General features: G+C 64.9%; 18 protein-coding genes. 9 read left to right on the top strand and 9 right to left on the bottom strand.

Going from position 1 to position 18,506, the window contains the following annotated elements:
• The first annotated feature begins 23 nt into the window (after positions 1-23).
• Together D6B98_RS02650 and D6B98_RS02645 are read left to right on the top strand one after the other, a co-directional pair.
• Positions 24-1,145 (top strand): D-alanine--D-alanine ligase family protein, encoded by a 1,122-nt coding sequence (locus D6B98_RS02650; protein WP_126255381.1) that lies wholly within the window; start codon positions 24-26, stop codon positions 1,143-1,145.
• Positions 1,146-1,482: 337 nt separating this feature from the next.
• A complete protein-coding gene (locus tag D6B98_RS02645; RefSeq protein ID WP_126255380.1) occupies positions 1,483-2,793 on the top strand; it encodes an ABC transporter substrate-binding protein in 1,311 nt (436 codons plus the stop codon).
• 276 nt (positions 2,794-3,069) lie between these two features.
• Here D6B98_RS02645 and D6B98_RS02640 read toward each other — a convergent pair whose 3' ends face one another.
• From D6B98_RS02640 to D6B98_RS02630, 3 genes are all read right to left on the bottom strand, one after another.
• A complete protein-coding gene (locus tag D6B98_RS02640; RefSeq protein ID WP_126255379.1) occupies positions 3,070-4,239 on the bottom strand; it encodes a Gfo/Idh/MocA family protein in 1,170 nt (389 codons plus the stop codon).
• A gap of 45 nt (positions 4,240-4,284) precedes the next feature.
• Positions 4,285-4,599, bottom strand: a complete 315-nt coding sequence (locus D6B98_RS02635) for a septal ring lytic transglycosylase RlpA family protein (protein ID WP_126255378.1) — start codon at positions 4,597-4,599, stop codon at positions 4,285-4,287.
• Positions 4,600-4,805: 206 nt separating this feature from the next.
• Positions 4,806-5,240: a hypothetical protein gene (locus D6B98_RS02630; RefSeq protein WP_126255377.1), complete on the bottom strand. Its 435-nt coding sequence runs from the start codon at positions 5,238-5,240 to the stop codon at positions 4,806-4,808.
• A gap of 343 nt (positions 5,241-5,583) precedes the next feature.
• Here D6B98_RS02630 and glgC point away from each other — a divergent pair, with 343 nt between their 5' ends.
• From glgC to D6B98_RS02615, 3 genes are read left to right on the top strand one after another with little or no spacing between them, the layout of a single operon-like run.
• On the top strand, positions 5,584-6,846 hold the full coding sequence (gene glgC / locus D6B98_RS02625) for a glucose-1-phosphate adenylyltransferase (RefSeq protein WP_126255376.1): 1,263 nt from the start codon (positions 5,584-5,586) through the stop codon (positions 6,844-6,846).
• Entirely contained in the window at positions 6,843-8,297 is a 1,455-nt protein-coding gene (glgA, locus tag D6B98_RS02620; RefSeq protein WP_126255375.1) for a glycogen synthase GlgA, read from the top strand. The genes glgC and glgA overlap by 4 nt, the downstream gene beginning before the upstream one ends.
• A gap of 36 nt (positions 8,298-8,333) precedes the next feature.
• Entirely contained in the window at positions 8,334-8,594 is a 261-nt protein-coding gene (locus D6B98_RS02615; protein ID WP_126255374.1) for a SemiSWEET transporter, read from the top strand.
• Positions 8,595-8,691: 97 nt separating this feature from the next.
• On the opposite strand, the gene D6B98_RS02610 is transcribed toward D6B98_RS02615, so the two are convergent.
• Positions 8,692-9,486, bottom strand: coding sequence for a DODA-type extradiol aromatic ring-opening family dioxygenase (locus tag D6B98_RS02610; RefSeq protein ID WP_126255373.1), 795 nt, complete (start codon positions 9,484-9,486; stop codon positions 8,692-8,694).
• Between the two features lie 154 nt (positions 9,487-9,640).
• Between D6B98_RS02610 and D6B98_RS02605 the strand changes: the two genes are divergently transcribed.
• The gene (locus D6B98_RS02605; protein ID WP_126255372.1) at positions 9,641-9,820 is read left to right on the top strand and encodes a hypothetical protein; all 180 of its coding nucleotides are present in this window, start codon (positions 9,641-9,643) and stop codon (positions 9,818-9,820) included.
• 16 nt (positions 9,821-9,836) lie between these two features.
• Here D6B98_RS02605 and D6B98_RS02600 read toward each other — a convergent pair whose 3' ends face one another.
• A complete protein-coding gene (locus D6B98_RS02600) occupies positions 9,837-11,297 on the bottom strand; it encodes a carboxylesterase/lipase family protein (protein WP_126255371.1) in 1,461 nt (486 codons plus the stop codon).
• 76 nt (positions 11,298-11,373) lie between these two features.
• The gene (locus tag D6B98_RS02595; protein ID WP_126255370.1) at positions 11,374-11,586 is read right to left on the bottom strand and encodes a hypothetical protein; all 213 of its coding nucleotides are present in this window, start codon (positions 11,584-11,586) and stop codon (positions 11,374-11,376) included.
• 229 nt (positions 11,587-11,815) lie between these two features.
• On the opposite strand from D6B98_RS02595, the gene D6B98_RS02590 reads away from it, so the two are divergent.
• From D6B98_RS02590 to D6B98_RS02580, 3 genes are all read left to right on the top strand, one after another.
• Positions 11,816-14,461: a flavin-containing monooxygenase gene (locus D6B98_RS02590; protein ID WP_126255369.1), complete on the top strand. Its 2,646-nt coding sequence runs from the start codon at positions 11,816-11,818 to the stop codon at positions 14,459-14,461.
• A gap of 128 nt (positions 14,462-14,589) precedes the next feature.
• The gene (locus tag D6B98_RS02585) at positions 14,590-14,862 is read left to right on the top strand and encodes a hypothetical protein (protein ID WP_126255368.1); all 273 of its coding nucleotides are present in this window, start codon (positions 14,590-14,592) and stop codon (positions 14,860-14,862) included.
• 96 nt (positions 14,863-14,958) lie between these two features.
• Positions 14,959-15,264 carry a hypothetical protein gene (locus D6B98_RS02580; RefSeq protein ID WP_126255367.1) on the top strand — a complete coding sequence of 102 codons (306 nt, stop codon included), beginning with the start codon at positions 14,959-14,961 and terminating at the stop codon, positions 15,262-15,264.
• A 359-nt stretch (positions 15,265-15,623) separates the two neighbouring features.
• Here D6B98_RS02580 and D6B98_RS39660 read toward each other — a convergent pair whose 3' ends face one another.
• The 3 genes from D6B98_RS39660 to D6B98_RS02570 all read right to left on the bottom strand — a co-directional run bounded on the left by D6B98_RS39660 (position 15,624) and on the right by D6B98_RS02570 (position 18,220).
• Positions 15,624-15,779 (bottom strand): hypothetical protein, encoded by a 156-nt coding sequence (locus D6B98_RS39660; protein ID WP_164718340.1) that lies wholly within the window; start codon positions 15,777-15,779, stop codon positions 15,624-15,626.
• A gap of 100 nt (positions 15,780-15,879) precedes the next feature.
• A complete protein-coding gene (locus D6B98_RS02575; RefSeq protein WP_126255366.1) occupies positions 15,880-16,398 on the bottom strand; it encodes a septal ring lytic transglycosylase RlpA family protein in 519 nt (172 codons plus the stop codon).
• Positions 16,399-16,567: 169 nt separating this feature from the next.
• On the bottom strand, positions 16,568-18,220 hold the full coding sequence (locus D6B98_RS02570; RefSeq protein WP_126255365.1) for an NAD-dependent malic enzyme: 1,653 nt from the start codon (positions 18,218-18,220) through the stop codon (positions 16,568-16,570).
• Positions 18,221-18,506 lie beyond the last annotated feature (286 nt).

The following is an 18,506-nucleotide window of genomic DNA, read 5'->3' as shown; positions in this document are numbered from 1 at the left end:
ACGGAGCGCGTGATAGTTGAGCCATGGCAGACAAGATTCGCGTCGTCGTTCTCTATGGTGGCAGGTCAGGTGAGCACGAGGTCTCGCTGAAATCCGCCGCCTCCGTGCTCAGGCATCTCGACCGCTCGCGCTTCGAGGTCATCCCCGTCTCCATCGACAAGGCAGGACGGTGGCAGTGGAACGATCTGCATGCGATTGATCGGGCGCAGGCGGCGTCCTTGCCGATCCTGCCCGACGCACCCGAGATGCGGCTCGCCCGGGGCCCCGACGGACGCTGCGCGCTCGTGCCGATCTGGCAAAGCGGAGCTGGCCCGCTCGATATCGACGTGGTCTTTCCTGTCCTCCATGGGCCGCTCTGCGAGGACGGCGCCGTGCAGGGCCTCCTGGAATTGGCGGAGGTTGCCTATGTCGGGTCGGGCGTTCTCGCCTCCGCCGTCAGCATGGACAAGGATGTCGCCAAACGCCTCGCCGGATTCGCCGGCATTCCGGTCGCGCCCTATCGCGTGCTGACCCGCAAGGCCTTCGTTCGGGACCGCGCCGCGTCCGTCGCCAAGGCGACCGAGGGCTTGGCGCTTCCGGTCTTCGTCAAGCCGTGCAACATGGGCTCCAGCGTCGGCATTCACAAGGTCAAGACGTGGGAAGCGCTCGGCGCGGCGCTCGACGACGCATTTCGCTATGACGTCAAGGTGCTGGTCGAACAGGGTATAGACGCCCGGGAGATCGAGGTCGCGGTGCTCGATGGCGAGACGCCGTTCGCGAGCATCGCCAGCGAGCTCAATCCCAACGCCCATCACGAATTCTACTCGTATGAGGCCAAGTACCTGGACCCCGACGGCGCCCGGGTCGATCTTCCGGCCAAGCTCGACGCCGCCCAGATGGCGCGCGTGCGCATGCTTGCGGTGCAGGTCTTCGCGGCCCTCGAATGCAGTGACCTCGCGCGCGTCGACTTCTTCCTCGACCGGCACTCCGGTGAATTCTGTTTCAACGAGATCAACACCCTGCCCGGCTTCACGTCGATCAGCATGTACCCGAAGATGATGGAAGCCTCCGGCGTACCCTATGGCGAGCTGCTGACTCGTCTCGTCAACCTGGCACTGGATCGGCACCTGCAGCGTCGGTCCCTGGAACGCACCTACGCAAGCTAGGTTATCCGCCGGCACCGGCGACACCTGGTCGCTGCGCGAAGCATGCGACGCGCGGAGCCGCTCCCGCCGCGGCTGGAGGATCCAGATCGATGACCGGTCGAAACCGACCGATGACCTGATGCAGGGACGACGGCAGTCCGCCGCCGACTATCCGGCGACGAAGCTCAGCGCATGACCCCGTGACCAGACGTCACGCGCGCCTCGCCGTCATTTCGCATTTGCGTTCCATGCCGCGGGCGACTGACCTCGACTTTCGCGATGTTGACTTTCCGTCGTCGCGCTCCCCATACTTCGCAAAAGATAACAAGATCATACGACGGTTTTGAGGGAGGATAGGATGCCGACTTCACGCAGGCAGCTGCTGAAGGGTACGGCGGCTGCCGCCGCCACACTCAGCCTCGATTGGACCAGGGCCCAGGCGCAAGCCGAGAATTTACGCATCGGCCTGATCTACGACCTCACCGGCCCCTTCGCCGCCGGCGGCTCGGTCGCCTCCTCGATCGGCGCGCAGATCGCCATCGACCTCGTCAACGAGAAGGGCGGTGTCGGCGGCAGATACAAGGTCGCTCCTGTCGCCGCGGATTCCCAGAGCAAGCCCGACGTCGCGATCAACGAAGCGGAACGTCTGATCAGCCAGGAGAAGATCGACATCCTCAACGGTGTCTATGCGAGCTCGCACGCGGTGCCGCTCGCGGCCAAGGTCGAGCAGCAGAAGAAGATTCTCTGGATCACGACCGCGGTCTCCACCGCCGTGTTCAAGGACAAGAACCTGCAATACGTGTTTCGCGCGCAGATCCATTCCGACCAATACGGCCAGGCCTTCGCCGGCTTCCTCGTCGAGCACGCCAAGGCCAAGCTCGGCATCGATCCGAAGGAGGTCAAGGTCGCACTGATCCACGAGGACGGGCCCTACGGCGTCGGTGTCGCCGCCGCCGACGAGACCTACGCCAAGCAGGCCGGCATCCAGGTCGTGCTGCGTGAAGGCTATTCGGCCTCCGCGCCCGACCTTTCGGTGCTCGTCACCAAGATCAAGCGCGCCAAGGCCGACGTGATCTCGCACGCCGGCTACAATCCCGACATCACCCTGTTCCTGCGCCAGGCCCGCGAGAGCGGATTGCGCTTCAAGATGCTGTTCGGCGCCGGCGCCGGCTACAGCCAGCTCGACAAGCTGCGCGCGACCTTCGGCGCCGATATCGACAATTTCTGCAACATCGATCCGGTGCCGGCGCAGCTGCTCGATCCCGCCAAGCTCGCGCCGGGCATGGGCGAGCTGATCAAGACCATGGTCTCGCGCTATCAGGCCAAGACCGGCGCCACCGACGTGCCGCCGCATTGCTCGATGGGCTTCAACCAGACCTGGGTGCTGCTCAACAACGTGCTGCCGGTCGCCAAGGAGAAGTACGGCAGCTTCGAGCCCGAGGCCATTCGCAAGGCCGCGCTCGACGTCGACATTCCCGCCGGCGGCACCATTCAGGGCTACGGCGTGAAATTCTTCCCGCCGGGCACGCCGCTCTCCGGCCAGAACGAACGCTCGACCCCGGTGGTGATGCAGAATGCCGGCGAGCACATCTCGGTGGTGTGGCCGACCAACATCCGCACCCAGGACCCGGTATTCCCGCTGCCGAAGGGCTCGACCTACGGGGCGTGAGCGAATTTCTTCGCCTCTCCCCGCATGCGGCAGGGCTATCGCATACGGCGCTTTGGGAGACTTGAGCGCGCGCCTCGTCCTTCGAGACGACCGCTTCGCGGTCTCCTCAGGATGAGGCTAAGCAGCATTGGTGCTGGTTGAAACTCGAGCCGCGCACCCGGTCCTCATCCTGAGGGCCCGCCAACGGCGGGCGTCTCGAAGGATGGCCACAGGCGAGATCGCTCGCATATGCGACTGCCTGCCGCTTGCGGAGCGAGAGAGCGGTGACGATCTCATTCACAGCACCACCCGTCGTCCCTCCTCCGCGGCCCAATAGCCGGCGTAGTTCACCTTGATCGTCTCATAGGCCAGCGCGAGGTCCGACAGCGGCTGTCGCCCCGTCGCCACGCATTCCATGAAGTCCTGGATCTCCTGCAGATAGCCGCGCGTCCATTCCTCCTCGAGGCAGACATATTGCCAGCCGGTTTTGCGGTCGACCTTCTCGGTGATGTAGACCGAGGCAAGCTTGTCCTCGCTGGTCTGGTAGCTCATCAGATGATTGTTGGGGGTGATGTTGGCGAACAGCGAGCCGCCGGACGTGTAGGTCTCGATCAGGTTGCGCACGCCGCCCATGATCATGTCGCCGGAGAACACGGTGGCCTTGGTGCCGTCGGAGAACGTGGCGGTGAGCGTGCCCCAGTCCTCGACGTCGACGGGATTGGCCTTGATGTAGGTGCGCTCCTCGGGCTTGAGACCGGCGGTGACGTTGCCGACATCACAGGTGACGCTGGCGACGCGAATGGTCTCGCCGCGCGCCCTGGCCTCGACCTGCTTGAGATGAAGCACGGCCGAGAGCGGATGGCAGCCCATGCGGATCAGCGAGCCGCCGCCGGTCATCGCCCATTGCGCGGCATGGGCCGCATGCGACCCGGAATGGCTCTCTTCGCCCTTCATGAACAGGATTTTGTCTTTTGTCGCCCTGATGATTTCGGCCGTCTTGGTCACTGCAGGCGCGTAGACCCAGTCCTCGGCATACATGAAGAGCTTGCCGGTGCGCGCGATCGCCGCGCGCGTCTTGTCCATCTCCTCGATCACGCGCTCGTACATCAGCGCCTTCGGCACGCGCCTGCCGATCGGCTGCGCATCGCCCTCGCGGCCGAAATAGCCGGCGAACGGCTTTTCGCAGATCACATGCTTGCCGGCCTGCATGGCGCCGACGATCATCTCGGCATGAAGGTTCGGCGGGGTGCAGATGTCGACGACGTCGAGCTCGCGGTCGGCGATCAGATCAGTGAAGCTGCGGTAGACGCGCGGGATATTGTGGTGCTGCGCGAACGCGATGACCTTGTCGCCACGCGCGGCGACCGCCGCGACCTCGACATCCACGCCATAGACGCGCCGGAAGGCATACATGTGCAGCTCCGACACGAAGCCGCAGCCGACGAGTCCCACCCTGATCCTGGCCATAGTGCTCCCCAATGCTTTGAGCGGCACTATAGCGCGCGGTTCGGCCTATTCCACGGAGACCCGCACCACGCCGGCACTCATCATGCCAAGCGCCCGCGCGGCGGGGACCGAGAGGTCGACGATCCGACCGCGGATGAAAGGACCGCGATCATTGACTCGGCATTGGATCGAGCGGCTGCCATAGGACACCCTGAGCACGCTGCCGAACGGACGCGTCCGGTGCGCGCAGGTCAGCTCGCCGCCCTTGCCGGCTTTTGCATAGCTGTAATACGAGGCAAGCCCGCTTTCGGCCTGGGCAACAGAAATGGCAAAAAGCGAAAAGCTGGCCAGAGAAAAAAATAGTGTGGTTTGCGCGCGCACGGCACCGCTCCCGGTTGACCCTGCCCTGCGCTGCAAACGTCGCTTTGTTCCCTTGGGTTCCAGACACTGCCGCCGGACGCACGGCGGTGCCATCACACATTGTTACTGTGTTACTGTGAAAAACTGGCACGCCTCCAGCAATCATGCGTGCAAACGCGTTGCGCGTTTGCACGTAGATCATGCTCAAAGCCAAAGGGCGCGGGCGCTCACCAATATCGGCGGTAATAGTGTCGGTGATAGACCCGGTACGGCCGGTAATAGCCGTAGCTGTAATACGGACGATAGGGCCGATAATAGCGCGGATAGGCATAGACCGGCGCGTAGCCGTAGCCGCCGTAATAGGCGGGGGCATAACCATAGCCGTAGCCTGGATAGCCGTAGCCGCCGTAATACGGTGCGCCATAATAACCATAGGGTCCGCCGCCGGCGATGGCGCCGCCGATGATTGCACCGGCCGCGAGGCCGCCAAGGGCAAGTCCCCAGCCGCCGCCGCGCCAATGCACCGGCGTGACGTCGTCGCCGACCGCGGCCTTCATGGTCGCGACGTTGGTCGGCAGCGGGGCTGCCGCCGCCTGCTGGATCTGGCCGGCGATGACCACACCGGCCAGCGAACAGGCAATTGCCGTTTTCCAGAACCTCATCGTCTTTACTCCTGTTGACGTTTCGCTTGGAAAAGGATCGCAGCGTCATGATCGGGCATCGTTGCGTTAAGTCAAAGCCCGGATTTGCGTGCGGCGCACAAGTCTCCTTCTGCCTCCTTGCGAGAGGCCGCCGGCACGCGAAGCGCCCGAACACCCGCCGCCCGGCGTCGCCGCGGCGATGCCGAAGCTCGGCGCCTAAGGCAAAGCATTAAGCTTCCCGCCTTCGCAACCAACAACCTACTTCACGATTTACTATGCGTACCGTTACTATCTGTTCCAATGGCGCGGGGGCTTCTCGCGACAAATGGCCTCGGCCTGCGCCGGGCGTGAGTGGGAGGATGACATGAGTGCCGTGGGTAGTGAACCGCTCGCCCGTCAGGCGCTGGCGTTCGTCCTCGCTGGCGGACGCGGCAGCCGGCTCCTGGAGCTGACTGACCGGCGCGCCAAGCCCGCCGTCTATTTCGGCGGCAAGTCCCGCATCATCGATTTCGCGCTGTCGAATGCCGTCAATTCAGGCATCCGCCGCATCGCGGTCGCCACCCAGTACAAGGCACACAGCCTGATCCGGCATCTTCAGATGGGCTGGAACTTCTTCCGCCCCGAGCGCAACGAGAGCTTCGACATCCTCCCCGCAAGCCAGCGCGTCTCCGAGAACATGTGGTATGTCGGCACGGCGGACGCGGTGTACCAGAACATCGACATCATCGAATCCCACGCCTGCCGCTTCATCGTGGTGCTGGCCGGCGACCATATCTATAAGATGGATTACGAGGTGATGCTGCGCCAGCACGTCGAGAGCGGCGCCGACGTCACCGTCGGCTGCCTGGAGATGCCGCGCGCGGAATCCTCGGGCTTCGGCATCATGCATATCGACGAGAACGGCTGGATCCAGGAGTTTCTGGAGAAGCCGAAAGATCCGCCGCCGATGCCGGGCAAGCCGGACGTCTCGCTCGCCAGCATGGGCATCTACGTCTTCAACGCAAAATTCCTGTTCGACCAGCTCAAGCGCGACGCCGAGGACCCGGACTCCAACCACGATTTCGGCAAGGACATCATTCCCTACCTCGTCAAGAACGGCCGCGCCATCGCGCACCAGTTCTCGACCTCCTGCGTCCGCTCCAGCCGCAACAACGGCGCCTATTGGCGTGACGTCGGCACCGTCGACGCCTACTGGTCCGCCAATATCGATCTCACCGACGTGGTGCCGGAGCTCGATTTGTTCGACCGCGCCTGGCCGATATGGTCCTACGCCGAGATCACGCCGCCCGCCAAATTCGTCCATGACGAGGAGAGCCGGCGCGGCCAGGCGGTGAGCTCGCTGGTCTCCGGCGGCTGCATCATCTCCGGCGCCTCGCTGCGGCGCTCGCTGCTGTTCACCGGCGTGCGCATCAACTCCTACGCCAATGTCGAGAACGCGGTTATCATGCCCTATGTGAATGTCGGCCGCGGGGCTCGCTTGAAGAACGTCGTGATCGACCGTGGCGTCGAGATCCCCGAAGGCCTCGTCGTCGGCGAGGATCCCGAGTTCGACGCAAAGCGCTTCCGCACCACTGAACAGGGTATCTCGCTGATCACCCAGCCGATGATCGACGGGCTCAATAGATGATGCCTGTTCGCGTCCTCGCGGTCGCCTCTGAAGTCTATCCCATCGTCAAGACCGGCGGCCTCGCCGATGTCGCCGGCGCCCTGCCGATCGCGCTGAAGGCGCACGGCGTCGAGATGCGCACCTTGATGCCGGGCTATCCCGACGTGATGCGACTGTTGTCCGGCGCCGCGGAGATCCGCAACTGGCCGGATTATTTCGGCGGTCCCGGACGGCTGCTCGCGGGCTTCCACAATGGGCTCGACCTGTTCGTGCTCGACGTGCCGCATCTCTACGCGCGGCCGGGCAATCCTTACGTCACCAGCGAAGGCGTCGACTGGCCCGACAATGGCGTGCGCTTCGCGGCGCTGTCGCGCGTCGCGGCCGACATCGGCCACGGCCTCGTGCCCGCGTTCGTGCCCGATATCGTGCACGCCCACGACTGGCAGGCCGGGCTCGCGCCCGCTTATCTGCATTATGACAATCGCCCGCGGCCCGGCACCGTGATGACCATCCACAACATGGCCTATCAGGGCAAGTTCGCGCCCGAGCTGATCGGGTCGATCGGACTGCCCTGGCACTCCTTCAACGTCAATGAGCTCGAATATTTCGGCGGCATCAGCTTCCTCAAGGCCGGCCTGCAATTCGCCGACCGCATCACCACGGTATCGCCGACCTACGCGCGGGAGATCCAGAGCGACGAAGGCGGCATGGGATTCGGCGGCCTGTTGCGCGCACGCAGCGACGTGCTGAGCGGCATACTCAACGGCATCGACGTCTCGGTGTGGAATCCGCAGGAGGATCCCCACATCGCCTACCGCTACGGCGCCGAGGACCTCACGTTCCGGGCCGCGAACAAGGCGGTGCTGCAGCAGCAATTCAACCTCGATTCCTCGGACGAGGCGCCGCTGCTCGGCGTCATCAGCCGGCTGTCGTGGCAGAAGGGACTCGATCTCCTGCTCGAGGCGATCCCGACCATCTTGCGCGAAGGCATGCAGCTCGCGCTGCTCGGCAGCGGCGACCGCGATCTCCAGGACCGCTATCAGGCCGCGGCCCGCGCCAATCCCGGCCGCATCGGCGTCGTGATCGGCTATGACGAAATCCTGGCGCACCTGCTCCAGGCCGGCTCGGACGCGCTGATCGTGCCCTCGCGCTTCGAGCCTTGCGGCCTCACCCAGCTCTGCGCGCTGCGCTATGGCGCCGTCCCGATCGTCTCGCGCGTCGGCGGGCTCGAGGACACCATCGTCGATATCGGCGAGGCCGACGCCTCCGGCCGCGACGCCACCGGTTTCAAGTTCGCACCCGTGACCGCGGATGCCCTCGCCGGCAGCTTGCGCAAGGCCAACGCCGCCTTCCACGACAAGCAGACCTGGCGCCGGCTGCAACGAAACGGCCTTGCGACCGACGTCTCCTGGCGTGGCCGCGCCGGCGACTATGCCGCACTGTATCGTGATCTGATGGCGACGCGCGCCTGAAGATGACCATCGGCGAATCCATGTTATAGAGCCGGCATGGACCCCTTCGTCATCAAGCTGATCGGCTTTGCCGCCGCCACCTGCACCACCGTCGCCTACGCGCCGCAAGCTATCAAGGTGTGGAAGACCCGCTCCACCGGCGACATCTCGCTCGGCATGTTCCTGGTTATGGTGCTGGGCCTCGCGCTCTGGCTGATCTACGGCCTGCTCTCGGGCGACGCCCCGCTGGTCGCCGCCAACGCCGTCACCATGGTGCTCGCCGGCGGCATTCTGGTGATGAAGCTGAGATACGGGTGAGGTTGTTGCTGCGTAGGGTGGATTAGCCGAAGGCGTAATCCACCACCTAAATTGCGGCCCGATGGTGGATTACGCTTCGCTAATCCACCCTACGAAGTCACCCAAACACATACGACGCCATCGCCACGCCCGCGACTTCGTCGACGAAGACGCGCCTGCCGACGTCGCTGCCGGCGGCGCCGGCGGCCACCATCAGCGGCAGCAGATGGTCTTCGCGCGGATGCGCCAGGCGCGCACTCGGTGCATTCTCCCAATCGACCAGCATGGCGTTGCGGCGGGCCGGATCCGGGTTGCTGATCGCCTCGTTCAGATAGGCCTCGAAATCGTAGGAGACGGGCTTGGACTCCGGCCGGTTGAAGCCGCGCATGTTGTGATAGGTCAGGCCGCTGCCGACGATCAGGATGCCTTCGTCGCGGAGCGAGGCGATCGCCTCGCCGGCCTTGATGTGCTCGGCCGCATCGTACGCAGACCTCAGCGAGAGCAGCACGATCGGCATGTCGGCGTTCGGATACATCAAGCCGAGCGGCACGAAGGTGCCGTGATCAAAACCCTGATTGGGATCTTCCCGGCAATCGAGGCCGGCACGCGTCAGCTGCGCCTTCACTTGCGCGGCGAGTTCGGGCCTGCCCGGCGCCGAATATTTGAGATGATAGGTATGCTCGGGGAAACCGTAATAGTCGTACACCATCGGCGGATGCGCCGAGGTCGACACGGTGAAGGCGTCGGCCTCCCAATGGCCGGTGATGACGAGCACGGCCTTCGGCCTTTCGGGGAGCAGCTGCGGCAGCCGGCCGAACTCCGCGGCGGTCTTGGCATATTGCACCCGCCTGTCCTCCATGAACGGCCAGGGACCGCCGCCATGCGACAGGAAGAGCGTCGGAAATCGCGTCATGGGCTCGTCTCATCGGCAAAATGCGCGCGCCAGTGCCGGCGCGACCGGCGGCGAGCATAGGCAAACCGGCATGGTTAGCAAGTCGTTAACGATTTGCCGCCCAAAATCTCAGGCGGGGCCGAAGCAGTCGGCCTGAAGACAAGTGAGACGTGAGATGAGGAAGTTTGCGCTGGGGGACGTCGTCAACAGCGACAAGGGCCGCCGCGGCATCGTGCGCGCCGCCTTCAAGTCGCGGGAAGGCCAGCAATTCTACGCCGTCGAGAAGGACGGCGCGATGGATTATCTGGAGGAAGACCGGCTGACGCCCGCCCCGCGCGTCGAGCTCGCGGCTTAAGTCCACTTCATTCGCGCTAGCGCGCGAGCCGGTCCAGACGCTCCGCCAAGGGATCGTCGCCGCTCGCGACGCCGTCGTTCGTCATCAGCAACAGGCGATCGCGGCCGGCCTCCGCGTCCCAATGCGGCAGGTCTGGACCGTTGGGATCGCCGCTCCTGGCGAAGTTGATCCAATAGGATCGCATGCGGCTTGCCAGCTTGCGATCGCCCCGCGAGAAGATGCCCGCTCCCGGCACGCCTTCCGCACCGAAAATGAACTGTAACTCGCGCCCGTGCCCGCCTTCGGGACTGGCGCGCCGGGCCTCCGGCACATAGGCGAAGCGATAGCGAAAGGTCGCTGCGCCGCCTGCGGCATGCAGGCGGGCAAGCAATCGTGCGGGCTCGGAAAAGATCTTGTCGGTATAGAACCTTGCCGCAAGCTCTGAAGGCCCGGCGAGACCGGGATAGAGCTCGCGCAGTTCGTTGCTGCTGATGCCTGACGATGCGACCTCCTCCTTGATATCGAACTCGCTGTCGAAATCCGTCTCGTCGTCGTTCGAGCCGATGATCAGGGGAATACGGCTTTGATGCCCGGCCGCAAAGCCGGCGGCAATATCCTCGGTCACCAGACTTCCATCCCTCATCGGCGCGAAGCTGCGACGCGAGGTCTGCAACAGACGGCTTTGGGCGGCCAGCAGGCGTCGCGGTTCGACGCCGCGCAAATCCGCCTGCGAACCAAGCGCGGTCACGAACTGCCGGCCGACAGCCTCCGCCTCCTGCACCGAGCGCAGATGCGCGCGGGCGGGGATCGATTGCAGAATGGCCTTCTGGAACAAACCGCGCGCTTGCGTGGACAGCATCAGGAGCGCGATCGACGTCGCGCCGGCGCCGCTGCCGAACAAGGTGACGTTGTCTCGATCGCCGCCGAAGGCCGCGATGTTGTCGCGAACCCAATGCAGCGCGGCGATCTGGTCCATCAGGCCGAAATTGCCTGAGCCGCCTTCCGACAGCGCGGGATGAGCAAGCCAGCCGAGCGCGCCGAGGCGATAATTGGCGGTCACGACGATAAGGCCGGCCTGCGCCAGCCTGGCACCGTCGAACAGCAGCTCGTTCGCGGTGCCGCTGACGAAGCCGCCGCCATGAATGAACATCATCACCGGCAGCGGGCCGTCGACCCCGAACGGACGAAACACGTTCAGCGTGAGACAATCCTCGCTTGCCACAGGCAGCGCCGGCTGAAGGCACGGCGCGCCGTACGCGTAGGCGGTGTGCATCTCCGAGCTTTCGGGCGTCGGCTGCGGCGAACGCCAGCGCAACGCACCGACCGGCGGCGCCGCGTAGGCCAGTCCCTTGAACGACGCCACCTCGCCTTCGACGGCGCCGAGCATCTGTCCTTCGCGCGTCAGCGCGAATGGAAACTGTCCGGCCGGCTGAGCCATGGCCGAGCCGGCAAGCCAAAGGAATGCGGTAGCCGCAATGAGCGCAAGCACGGATCGCATCTTCTGGGCATTTCGATGCGCAGACGGGGTCCCGTGAGGTTATGTCCGCGGCGCGCCAGGAGGCAAGCCTCGCGGCTTACTCACTTCGCTTTGCGAGAATCTCCGCCAGCGCGCGCCGTGCGACGATGCCGAGCTCGCCGAGCGTGGAGTGGCCGGCCTGCGCGGCCTCGATCAGGCGTTCGGCGATGAATCTGCGGCTGTCGTGATCGCCGCCATGCGGCAATTGCCGGCACGTCTGCTCCAGGACGACGTCCATGTTCGCTTTGGTCCGCTCACTCAACTCTGGCATGACGCTCGGTCGCTACGCATGGCTTGTAACCGCAAGCATACACAGACGGATCGGGCATGATTAGCCCGGGTAATCACGGTCATTGTGCATCGCGATGCGTGTAGCCTGCGACCAGCGCGCGGCCACGATGCCGCCGCAAACGACCACCGAAGATTGCACTTGCTCTGATGACAAGCTGAACCTGCAGCGATAGCCTGCCGGCAAAACGACACATACGGGAGGAAATGCCATGTCTGACGCACTGGTCGCTACACGTGCCTCCGAGGAACGCGGAACCGCCCAGCGGGTCGATGTCGCGGTGGTCGGCGCCGGCTTTGCCGGCCTCTATCTCCTGCACCGCCTGCGCAAGGCCGGCTTCTCGGCCGTCGCCCTCGAAGAGGCCGGCGACGTCGGCGGCACCTGGTATTGGAACCGCTATCCCGGCGCGCGCTGCGACATCCAGACCATCGACTACAGCTACACCTTCGATCCCGAGCTCGAGACCGCCTGGACCTGGTCGGAGAAATACGCGACCCAGCCCGAAATCCTACGCTATCTCGGCTTCGTCGCCGACCGCTACGATCTCAGGCGCGACATCCGCTTCAAGACCAAGGTCACCGAAGCCAGATGGGACGAGACGGCGGAGCGCTGGCTGCTCACCACCGACAATGGCGAACCGGTCTCCTGCCGCCATTACATCATGGCCACCGGCTGCCTCTCGGCGCCAAAGCCGCCGGAGATCGACGGCGTCAAGGATTTCAAGGGCGAGGTCTATTTCACCGGACGCTGGCCGCATGGCGGCGTCGATCTCGCGGGCAAGCGCGTCGCCGTGATCGGCACCGGCTCCTCGGCGATCCAGTCGATCCCGCTGATCGCCGAGCAGGCTGCGCATCTGACCGTGTTCCAGCGCACGCCGAACTTCGCGCTGCCCGCGCATAACGGCCCGGCGCCGTCGGACCGCATGAGCCTGCTGCAAGGCGACCGCGCCGCCTATCGCGAGCAGGCGCGCCAGTCGATGGCCGGCGTGCCCTATCCGCAGCAGACGGTCGTGAGCTGGCAATTGAGCGATGCCGAACGTCGTGAGCGGTTCGAACGTGCCTGGGCAGCCGGCGACCTCGTCCACATCCTGACCCAGCTCTGGGCCGACCAGGCCGTCGACATCGACGGCAACAAGATCGTCCAGGACCTGATCCGCGAGAAGATCCGCGCGGCCGTGAAGGACCCCGAGACCGCTGCCGCACTCACGCCGCACGACCATCCCTTCGGCGCCAAGCGCCCCTGCCTCGATACCAACTATTACGCCACCTACAACCGGCCCAACGTCACACTGGTCAACCTGCGCCAGGAACCGATCAAGGCGATCACGGCGAGCGGAATCGCGACCGACAAGCGCAGCTTCGACCTCGACGTCATCGTGTTCGCGACCGGGTTCGACGCCATGACCGGCGCGATCCGCGCCGTGCATCCGATCACCGGGCGCGGCGGCAAGTCGCTCACCGACGTCTGGGCGCAGGGACCGCAGACCTATCTCGGGCTCACCGTCGCGGGCTTTCCGAACTTCTTCACGATCACCGGCCCCGGCAGCCCGTCGGTGCTGTCGAACATGGCGGTGTCGATCGAGCAGCATGTCGACTGGGTGGTCGACCGCCTGGCTGCGCTGCGCGATGGCGGCTTCACGACGATCGAGCCGACCGAGACGGCGCAGGACGGCTGGAACAGGCACATGGCCGATTGTTCGATGCTGACGCTGCACCGGCTCGCCAACACCTGGTACACGGGCGCCAACGTGCCCGGCAAGGTGCAGGGCCTGATGCCCTATACCGGCGGCGTCGGCCCCTATCGCAGCATCTGCGACGAGGTGGTGAGCCGCGGCATGCTCGGCTTCAGGCTTACCGGCCCTGATGGCGCCGCGCAGTGCAATGACGGCGAGGTGGTGCGGCTGCAGCCGGACGTGCGGCTGGTGCTCAACCTGCTGGCGTCGCTGAACCTGCCGCCGATCGAGTCGATGGGCGCGGAAGGCGCCCGCGCGTTCGTGAACGAGTTCAACAAGGGCCGGCCCGCGGGACGGCCGATCGGCGACATCGTCGACGGCACCCTGCCCGTCACGGGCGGTGCGCTGCCTTACCGCGTCTACAGGCCGGCAACGCCGGGACCGCATCCGGTCGTGGTGTATTTCCACGGCGGCGGCTGGGTGCTCGGCGACGAGCAGTCGGACGAGCCGTTCTGCCGCGACATGGTGCGGCGGACCGGCATGATGTTCGTCAGCGTCGGCTATCGTCACGCGCCGGAGCATCGCTTCCCGACCGCGGCCGAAGACGGCTATGCGGCAACGCGCTGGATCGCCGAGCACGCCGAAGAGCTCGGCGGCAGAGCGGGCCCGGTGCTGGTCGCCGGCTGGAGCGCCGGCGGCAACGTCGCTGCCGTCACCTGCCAGCTCGCGCGCGACCGCGGCGGGCCCGCGATCGCCGGCCAGCTCCTGATCTGCCCGGTCACCGATTGCAGCTTCGATCGTCCCTCCTACAACGACAATGCGACCGGCTACTTCCTGACGCGCTCGCTGATGTACTGGTTCTGGGACCTCTACTGCTCGCCGGCCGACCGTACCGATCCGCGCGTCTCGCCGCTGCGCGGCAAGGTCGCCGGCCTGCCGCCCGCCTTCGTGGTGACCTGCGAATTCGATCCGTTGCGCGACGAGGGAATCGCCTATGCCGAGGCGATGTCGGCCGCAGGCGTCCCGGTCGAGCAGCTGAAGGCGCACGGCCATTTCCACTCCTCCTTCACCATGGTCGACGTGGTGATCACGGGGGTGCCGGGCCGGGTGCAGATGGCGGAGGCCTTGCGTCGCTTCGCCGGCCAGGCCAGCCCGGGGCACAAGATCGCGGCGGCGGCGAGCTGATCAGGCAAGGCGACCGGGAACCTTTTCGCGGCTGCTGCATTGTGGCGTTGTGGCATTGAGATGCAGCGACAGGTGCGGCCCCGGCACGCAGATCCGCGTGCTGGGGCGTTTTTGCGTGAGGCGGGACGATGGGCGACGTTGTCGGGGAGTCAAAGGTCAATTTCGGTGCGCTTGCGGTGCTGAATAAATGGCCATCGCTGGCCAATCAGCGTCAGCCGGACCGGCAGCCGTATCAGGTTATCGAAGGCACGCTCGACGATTGCATCTCGGCGTTCATGGGCAAGCCGGTGGCGACCCGTCACCTCTATGAGATCCGCACAATGGCGCAGCCGCCGCTCGTCACCGAGGTGCTCTCGGCCGAGCACGTCATCGAGCTCTGGCGCCTCCGAGAGTTTCTCTGACGGCACTTCACGAAATCGCGCAGGAACCTTCTTCCGGTTTTTCCCGTTAACGGGGATCGGAAGCCAAGTCGTAAGCCAAGTCGCGAGTGCCTGAGGATGCTTGAAGCTGGCGCATCACCATCGATCGTACCTTACGGGGCGGACCAAACCTTGTTCGTGGTGGTCGATCGCCGCGATGAGAAGACCGAAATCCGCATCGAACGCAACGACCTCGAAGCCACGATCGGCGAGCTCGTCGCTGGCTGCTTCAACGACCCCATCAAGGTGATCTCCTTCAACACGCTCGAGCATTGGATGAAGGACATCTCGACCGACGTCGCCGGCGAGATCCGTGCGCGCTGCGACATCGACGGAATAGAGCTGCCTGATTATCTCAGCGACTTCGTGGAAAGCCATTCCTGAGCCGCGTTGCGCCGATTTGCGCGGCAACAAAAAGCGCCGCTGCCGCGGCGCTTTTCGTACAGTGTAGTCACCTTAGTGATGCCAGAACAACGCCAGCAGCAGAACGATCGGCAGCGGCACGCCAAGCAACCACAGCAAAGCACCTCGTCCAAAACCCATACTGTCCTCCTCTCTCTCCTGGCCAGATGACGCGGGAGACGAGAACAAGTTCCGCGCTTCGCAGGAAGCACGAATGCGCTCAGGGCATGGATCTGTGAAGGGTCTAAGCGCGATGCGATCAGGAGAATCGTCATCGCGCTTTATTGTTATTCAAGCATGATCTTTTCGGAAAACCGCTGCGCACTTTTCCGGATCATGCTTTAGGCGCGCCGGTACTTGCCGGCGATGACCTCGATCTCGCGGCGGCGTTCGTCGGCGAAGGCAAGGAGCTTTTCGATCGTCAGCGTATCCGTGATCCGTCTGGCGAGACGCTCGGCGCGCGCGGCCTGATCTTCAAGATACTGGATCGTGTTCAAGCGTCCCTCTCCCCAACTGCCCCAAATTGCTTGGACATACATGGTGCTCGAGAAGCCGCTAACACCCGGTTAAGCGCGCGCCGCCTTGTCTCGTGAGCCCCTATTGCACGACCTCGAGCCGAACGTTGGTGATGCCCTTGTCGACCATGCCGAGCGCCTCGGCCGCAGACGGGGTAATGTCGACCACGCGTCCGCGAACATAGGGCCCGCGATCGTTCACCCTGACCGTGACGAAGCGGCCGGAATTGGTATCGGTGACGCGCAACTTGGTGCCGAACGGAAGGGTGGGATGCGCCGCGGTCAACTCGTTCCTGTCGAACCTCTCGCCGCTCGCGGTCTCCGTATCCGAATAGAAGCTGGCAATGCCGTGCGAAGCGGTCTGCTTTGCGTCACCGTGGGGAACGCGCGCCCGGCTGATCGGGCGTGGATGCAGCGCCGCCACACGGTGCGGGCGCTCGACCGCGGCCTGCCGGCTGGCGCCGGCGAGATCGGCCTTCTGGCGGCCGACCGGCGCTTGCGCGCAGGCGGCAAGCGAGGCGGCGCCGGCGATGGCAAGCAACAGCCGGCTCGAGGTTGCGAAGGAAATCCGGGAAGTTTCGGCACGTGCAATGCGAGACATGGTACGCCCTCCGAACGGGGGCGATTTTCGGCCGGCAATGAGGGCAGAACCTTGTCGGAACAAAAGCAGGCGTGGGGCCGCCGCCATTTCGCGCCGGCTGTGACGATTCCACCACACTGACGCGTCCTGAATCGGGACAGGCCCCACAGGGACCGGCCAATCCGGTGCCTCAGTAGTGCGGCTCGTACATCTGGGATTGGACCAGGGCCTTGACGTCGTTGGGCGCCGGTCCGGCCGCCAGCCCACGCTGATAGGCGACGTCGGCAACGGCCGCGGCGATGCGGACCGAGACCTCGCGAATGCGCGGCAACGCCGGATAGAGGCTGCCCTGCGCAAGATCCTCCTTGCCGACGCAATCGGCAAGCGTATGGGCTGCCGCCATGAACATCTCGTCGGTCACCAGCTTCGAGCCGCTGGCGATAACGCCGAGGCCGACACCGGGGAAGATGTAGGAATTATTGCCCTGGCGCGGCACGAAGCTGCGACCGTTGAGCTTGACCGGATCGTACGGGCTGCCGCAGGCGAACAGCGCGCGGCCCTCGGTGTAGCGATAGGCATCCTCGGCCGAGCATTCCGCCTTCGAGGTCGGGTTGGAGAGCGCGAACACGATCGGCTGTTCGTTGAGCTCGGCCATGGTCTTGAGCACCTCGGGCGTGAAGGCGCCGCCGACCGCGGCGACGCCGATGATCGCCGTCGGCTTCAGCGTCTTGATCGCGGTGAGGAAGTCGGAGATCGGCGCCTGGCCGGCATGCGCATAGCGCAGCTTGTGGCCGGAGAGACCTTCGCGTCCGCTGACGACAAGGCCGCGGGAATCCACCAGCCAATTGCGCCGGAGCGCGTCCGCTTCGGAAGCGCCCTCCGCCATCATCGCCGACACCACGAGATCGGCAATGCCGGTCGCCGCCTCGCCCGCGCCGAGGAACAGGATGCGCTGATCCCTGAGCTTGCCGCCGGAGATTCGCAAGGCCGAGAACAGGCCGGCCAGCGCCACCGCCGCGGTGCCCTGGATGTCGTCGTTGAAGACGCAGGCTTCGTCGCGATATTTGTGCAGCAGCTTGAACGCCGAATGATTGGCGAAATCCTCGAACTGGATCAGCACGCCCGGAAAGGTCTTTCGCGCAGCCTGCATGAACTCATCGACGAAGCTGTCATAGGCTTCGCCCGTCAGCCGCCGCTCGCGCAAGCCGAGATAATAGGGATCGTTCAGCAGCTCTTCGTTGTTGGTGCCGACGTCGAGCACGATCGGCAGGCACGCTTCCGGATGCACGCCGGCGCAGGCCGAATAGAGCGAGAGCTTGCCGACCGGGATGCCCATGCCGTTGGCGCCGAGATCGCCAAGCCCCAGAATGCGCTCGCCGTCGGTGACGACGATCAGCTTGGCCTGATAGGGCCAGTTCTTCAAGAGTTCGGCGATCTGGCCGCGATCGCGCGAGGAGATGAACATGCCGCGCGGCCGCTGGAAGATCAGGCCGTATTTCTGGCAGGCGAGCCCGACCGTCGGCGTGTAGATGATCGGCTGGATCTCGTCGATATGGTCGACGACGACGCGGAAGAACAGCGCCTCGTTGCGGTCATGCAGCGCGTTCAGCGCGACATATTTCTCCAGATCGGTCGGCAGCGTGCGCAGATTGGTGAGGACGCGCTGCGCCTGCGTCTCCATCGTCAACACGCAAGGCGGCAGCAGGCCGCGCAGGCCGAGTGCGGCGCGCTCGGATTCCGTGAAGGCGGTGCCCTTGTTGAGCAGGGGATCGCGCAGCAGCGCCATGCCTTGCGGCGGATTTGACGACGTCGATTGGGCAACGACCCGAGCAGGTCTATTCACGAATTCCCCCAAGGAGCTTCACATTGAACCAGCGGACATTGTCGGCCAGTGCTCCATTGAGATCAAGGACGTAGAGACCGAGGCGTCGATTGTGATCTCGCACCGCAGCGAGATCGCCGCGAACGAGTAGCAGTCGCGGGAGCAAAAGTTAACGCGGCAAGGCAGCTCTCTCTCTCCTCATGGTGAGGAGCGCGGTACGCGCGTCTCGAACCATGAAGGCCGAGATCTCGCCCGCGGCCATCCTTCGAGACGGCCGCTGCGCGGCCTCCTCAGGATGAGGAAAAGT

The organism is Bradyrhizobium sp. LVM 105, assembly GCF_003957705.1.
Lineage (GTDB): Bacteria > Pseudomonadota > Alphaproteobacteria > Rhizobiales > Xanthobacteraceae > Bradyrhizobium > Bradyrhizobium frederickii.
This window is presented reverse-complemented; position numbering and strand designations above follow the sequence as displayed.

Coding starts and splice junctions, on each gene's coding strand:
- D6B98_RS02650 (WP_126255381.1), top strand. CDS start 24: ATGGCAGACAAGATTCGCGTCGTCGTTCTCTATGGTGGCAGGTCAGGT.
- D6B98_RS02645 (WP_126255380.1), top strand. CDS start 1,483: ATGCCGACTTCACGCAGGCAGCTGCTGAAGGGTACGGCGGCTGCCGCC.
- D6B98_RS02640 (WP_126255379.1), bottom strand. CDS start 4,239: ATGGCCAGGATCAGGGTGGGACTCGTCGGCTGCGGCTTCGTGTCGGAG.
- D6B98_RS02630 (WP_126255377.1), bottom strand. CDS start 5,240: ATGAGGTTCTGGAAAACGGCAATTGCCTGTTCGCTGGCCGGTGTGGTC.
- glgC (WP_126255376.1), top strand. CDS start 5,584: ATGAGTGCCGTGGGTAGTGAACCGCTCGCCCGTCAGGCGCTGGCGTTC.
- glgA (WP_126255375.1), top strand. CDS start 6,843: ATGATGCCTGTTCGCGTCCTCGCGGTCGCCTCTGAAGTCTATCCCATC.
- D6B98_RS02615 (WP_126255374.1), top strand. CDS start 8,334: ATGGACCCCTTCGTCATCAAGCTGATCGGCTTTGCCGCCGCCACCTGC.
- D6B98_RS02610 (WP_126255373.1), bottom strand. CDS start 9,486: ATGACGCGATTTCCGACGCTCTTCCTGTCGCATGGCGGCGGTCCCTGG.
- D6B98_RS02605 (WP_126255372.1), top strand. CDS start 9,641: ATGAGGAAGTTTGCGCTGGGGGACGTCGTCAACAGCGACAAGGGCCGC.
- D6B98_RS02600 (WP_126255371.1), bottom strand. CDS start 11,297: ATGCGATCCGTGCTTGCGCTCATTGCGGCTACCGCATTCCTTTGGCTT.
- D6B98_RS02595 (WP_126255370.1), bottom strand. CDS start 11,586: ATGCCAGAGTTGAGTGAGCGGACCAAAGCGAACATGGACGTCGTCCTG.
- D6B98_RS02590 (WP_126255369.1), top strand. CDS start 11,816: ATGTCTGACGCACTGGTCGCTACACGTGCCTCCGAGGAACGCGGAACC.
- D6B98_RS02585 (WP_126255368.1), top strand. CDS start 14,590: ATGGGCGACGTTGTCGGGGAGTCAAAGGTCAATTTCGGTGCGCTTGCG.
- D6B98_RS02580 (WP_126255367.1), top strand. CDS start 14,959: ATGCTTGAAGCTGGCGCATCACCATCGATCGTACCTTACGGGGCGGAC.
- D6B98_RS02575 (WP_126255366.1), bottom strand. CDS start 16,398: ATGTCTCGCATTGCACGTGCCGAAACTTCCCGGATTTCCTTCGCAACC.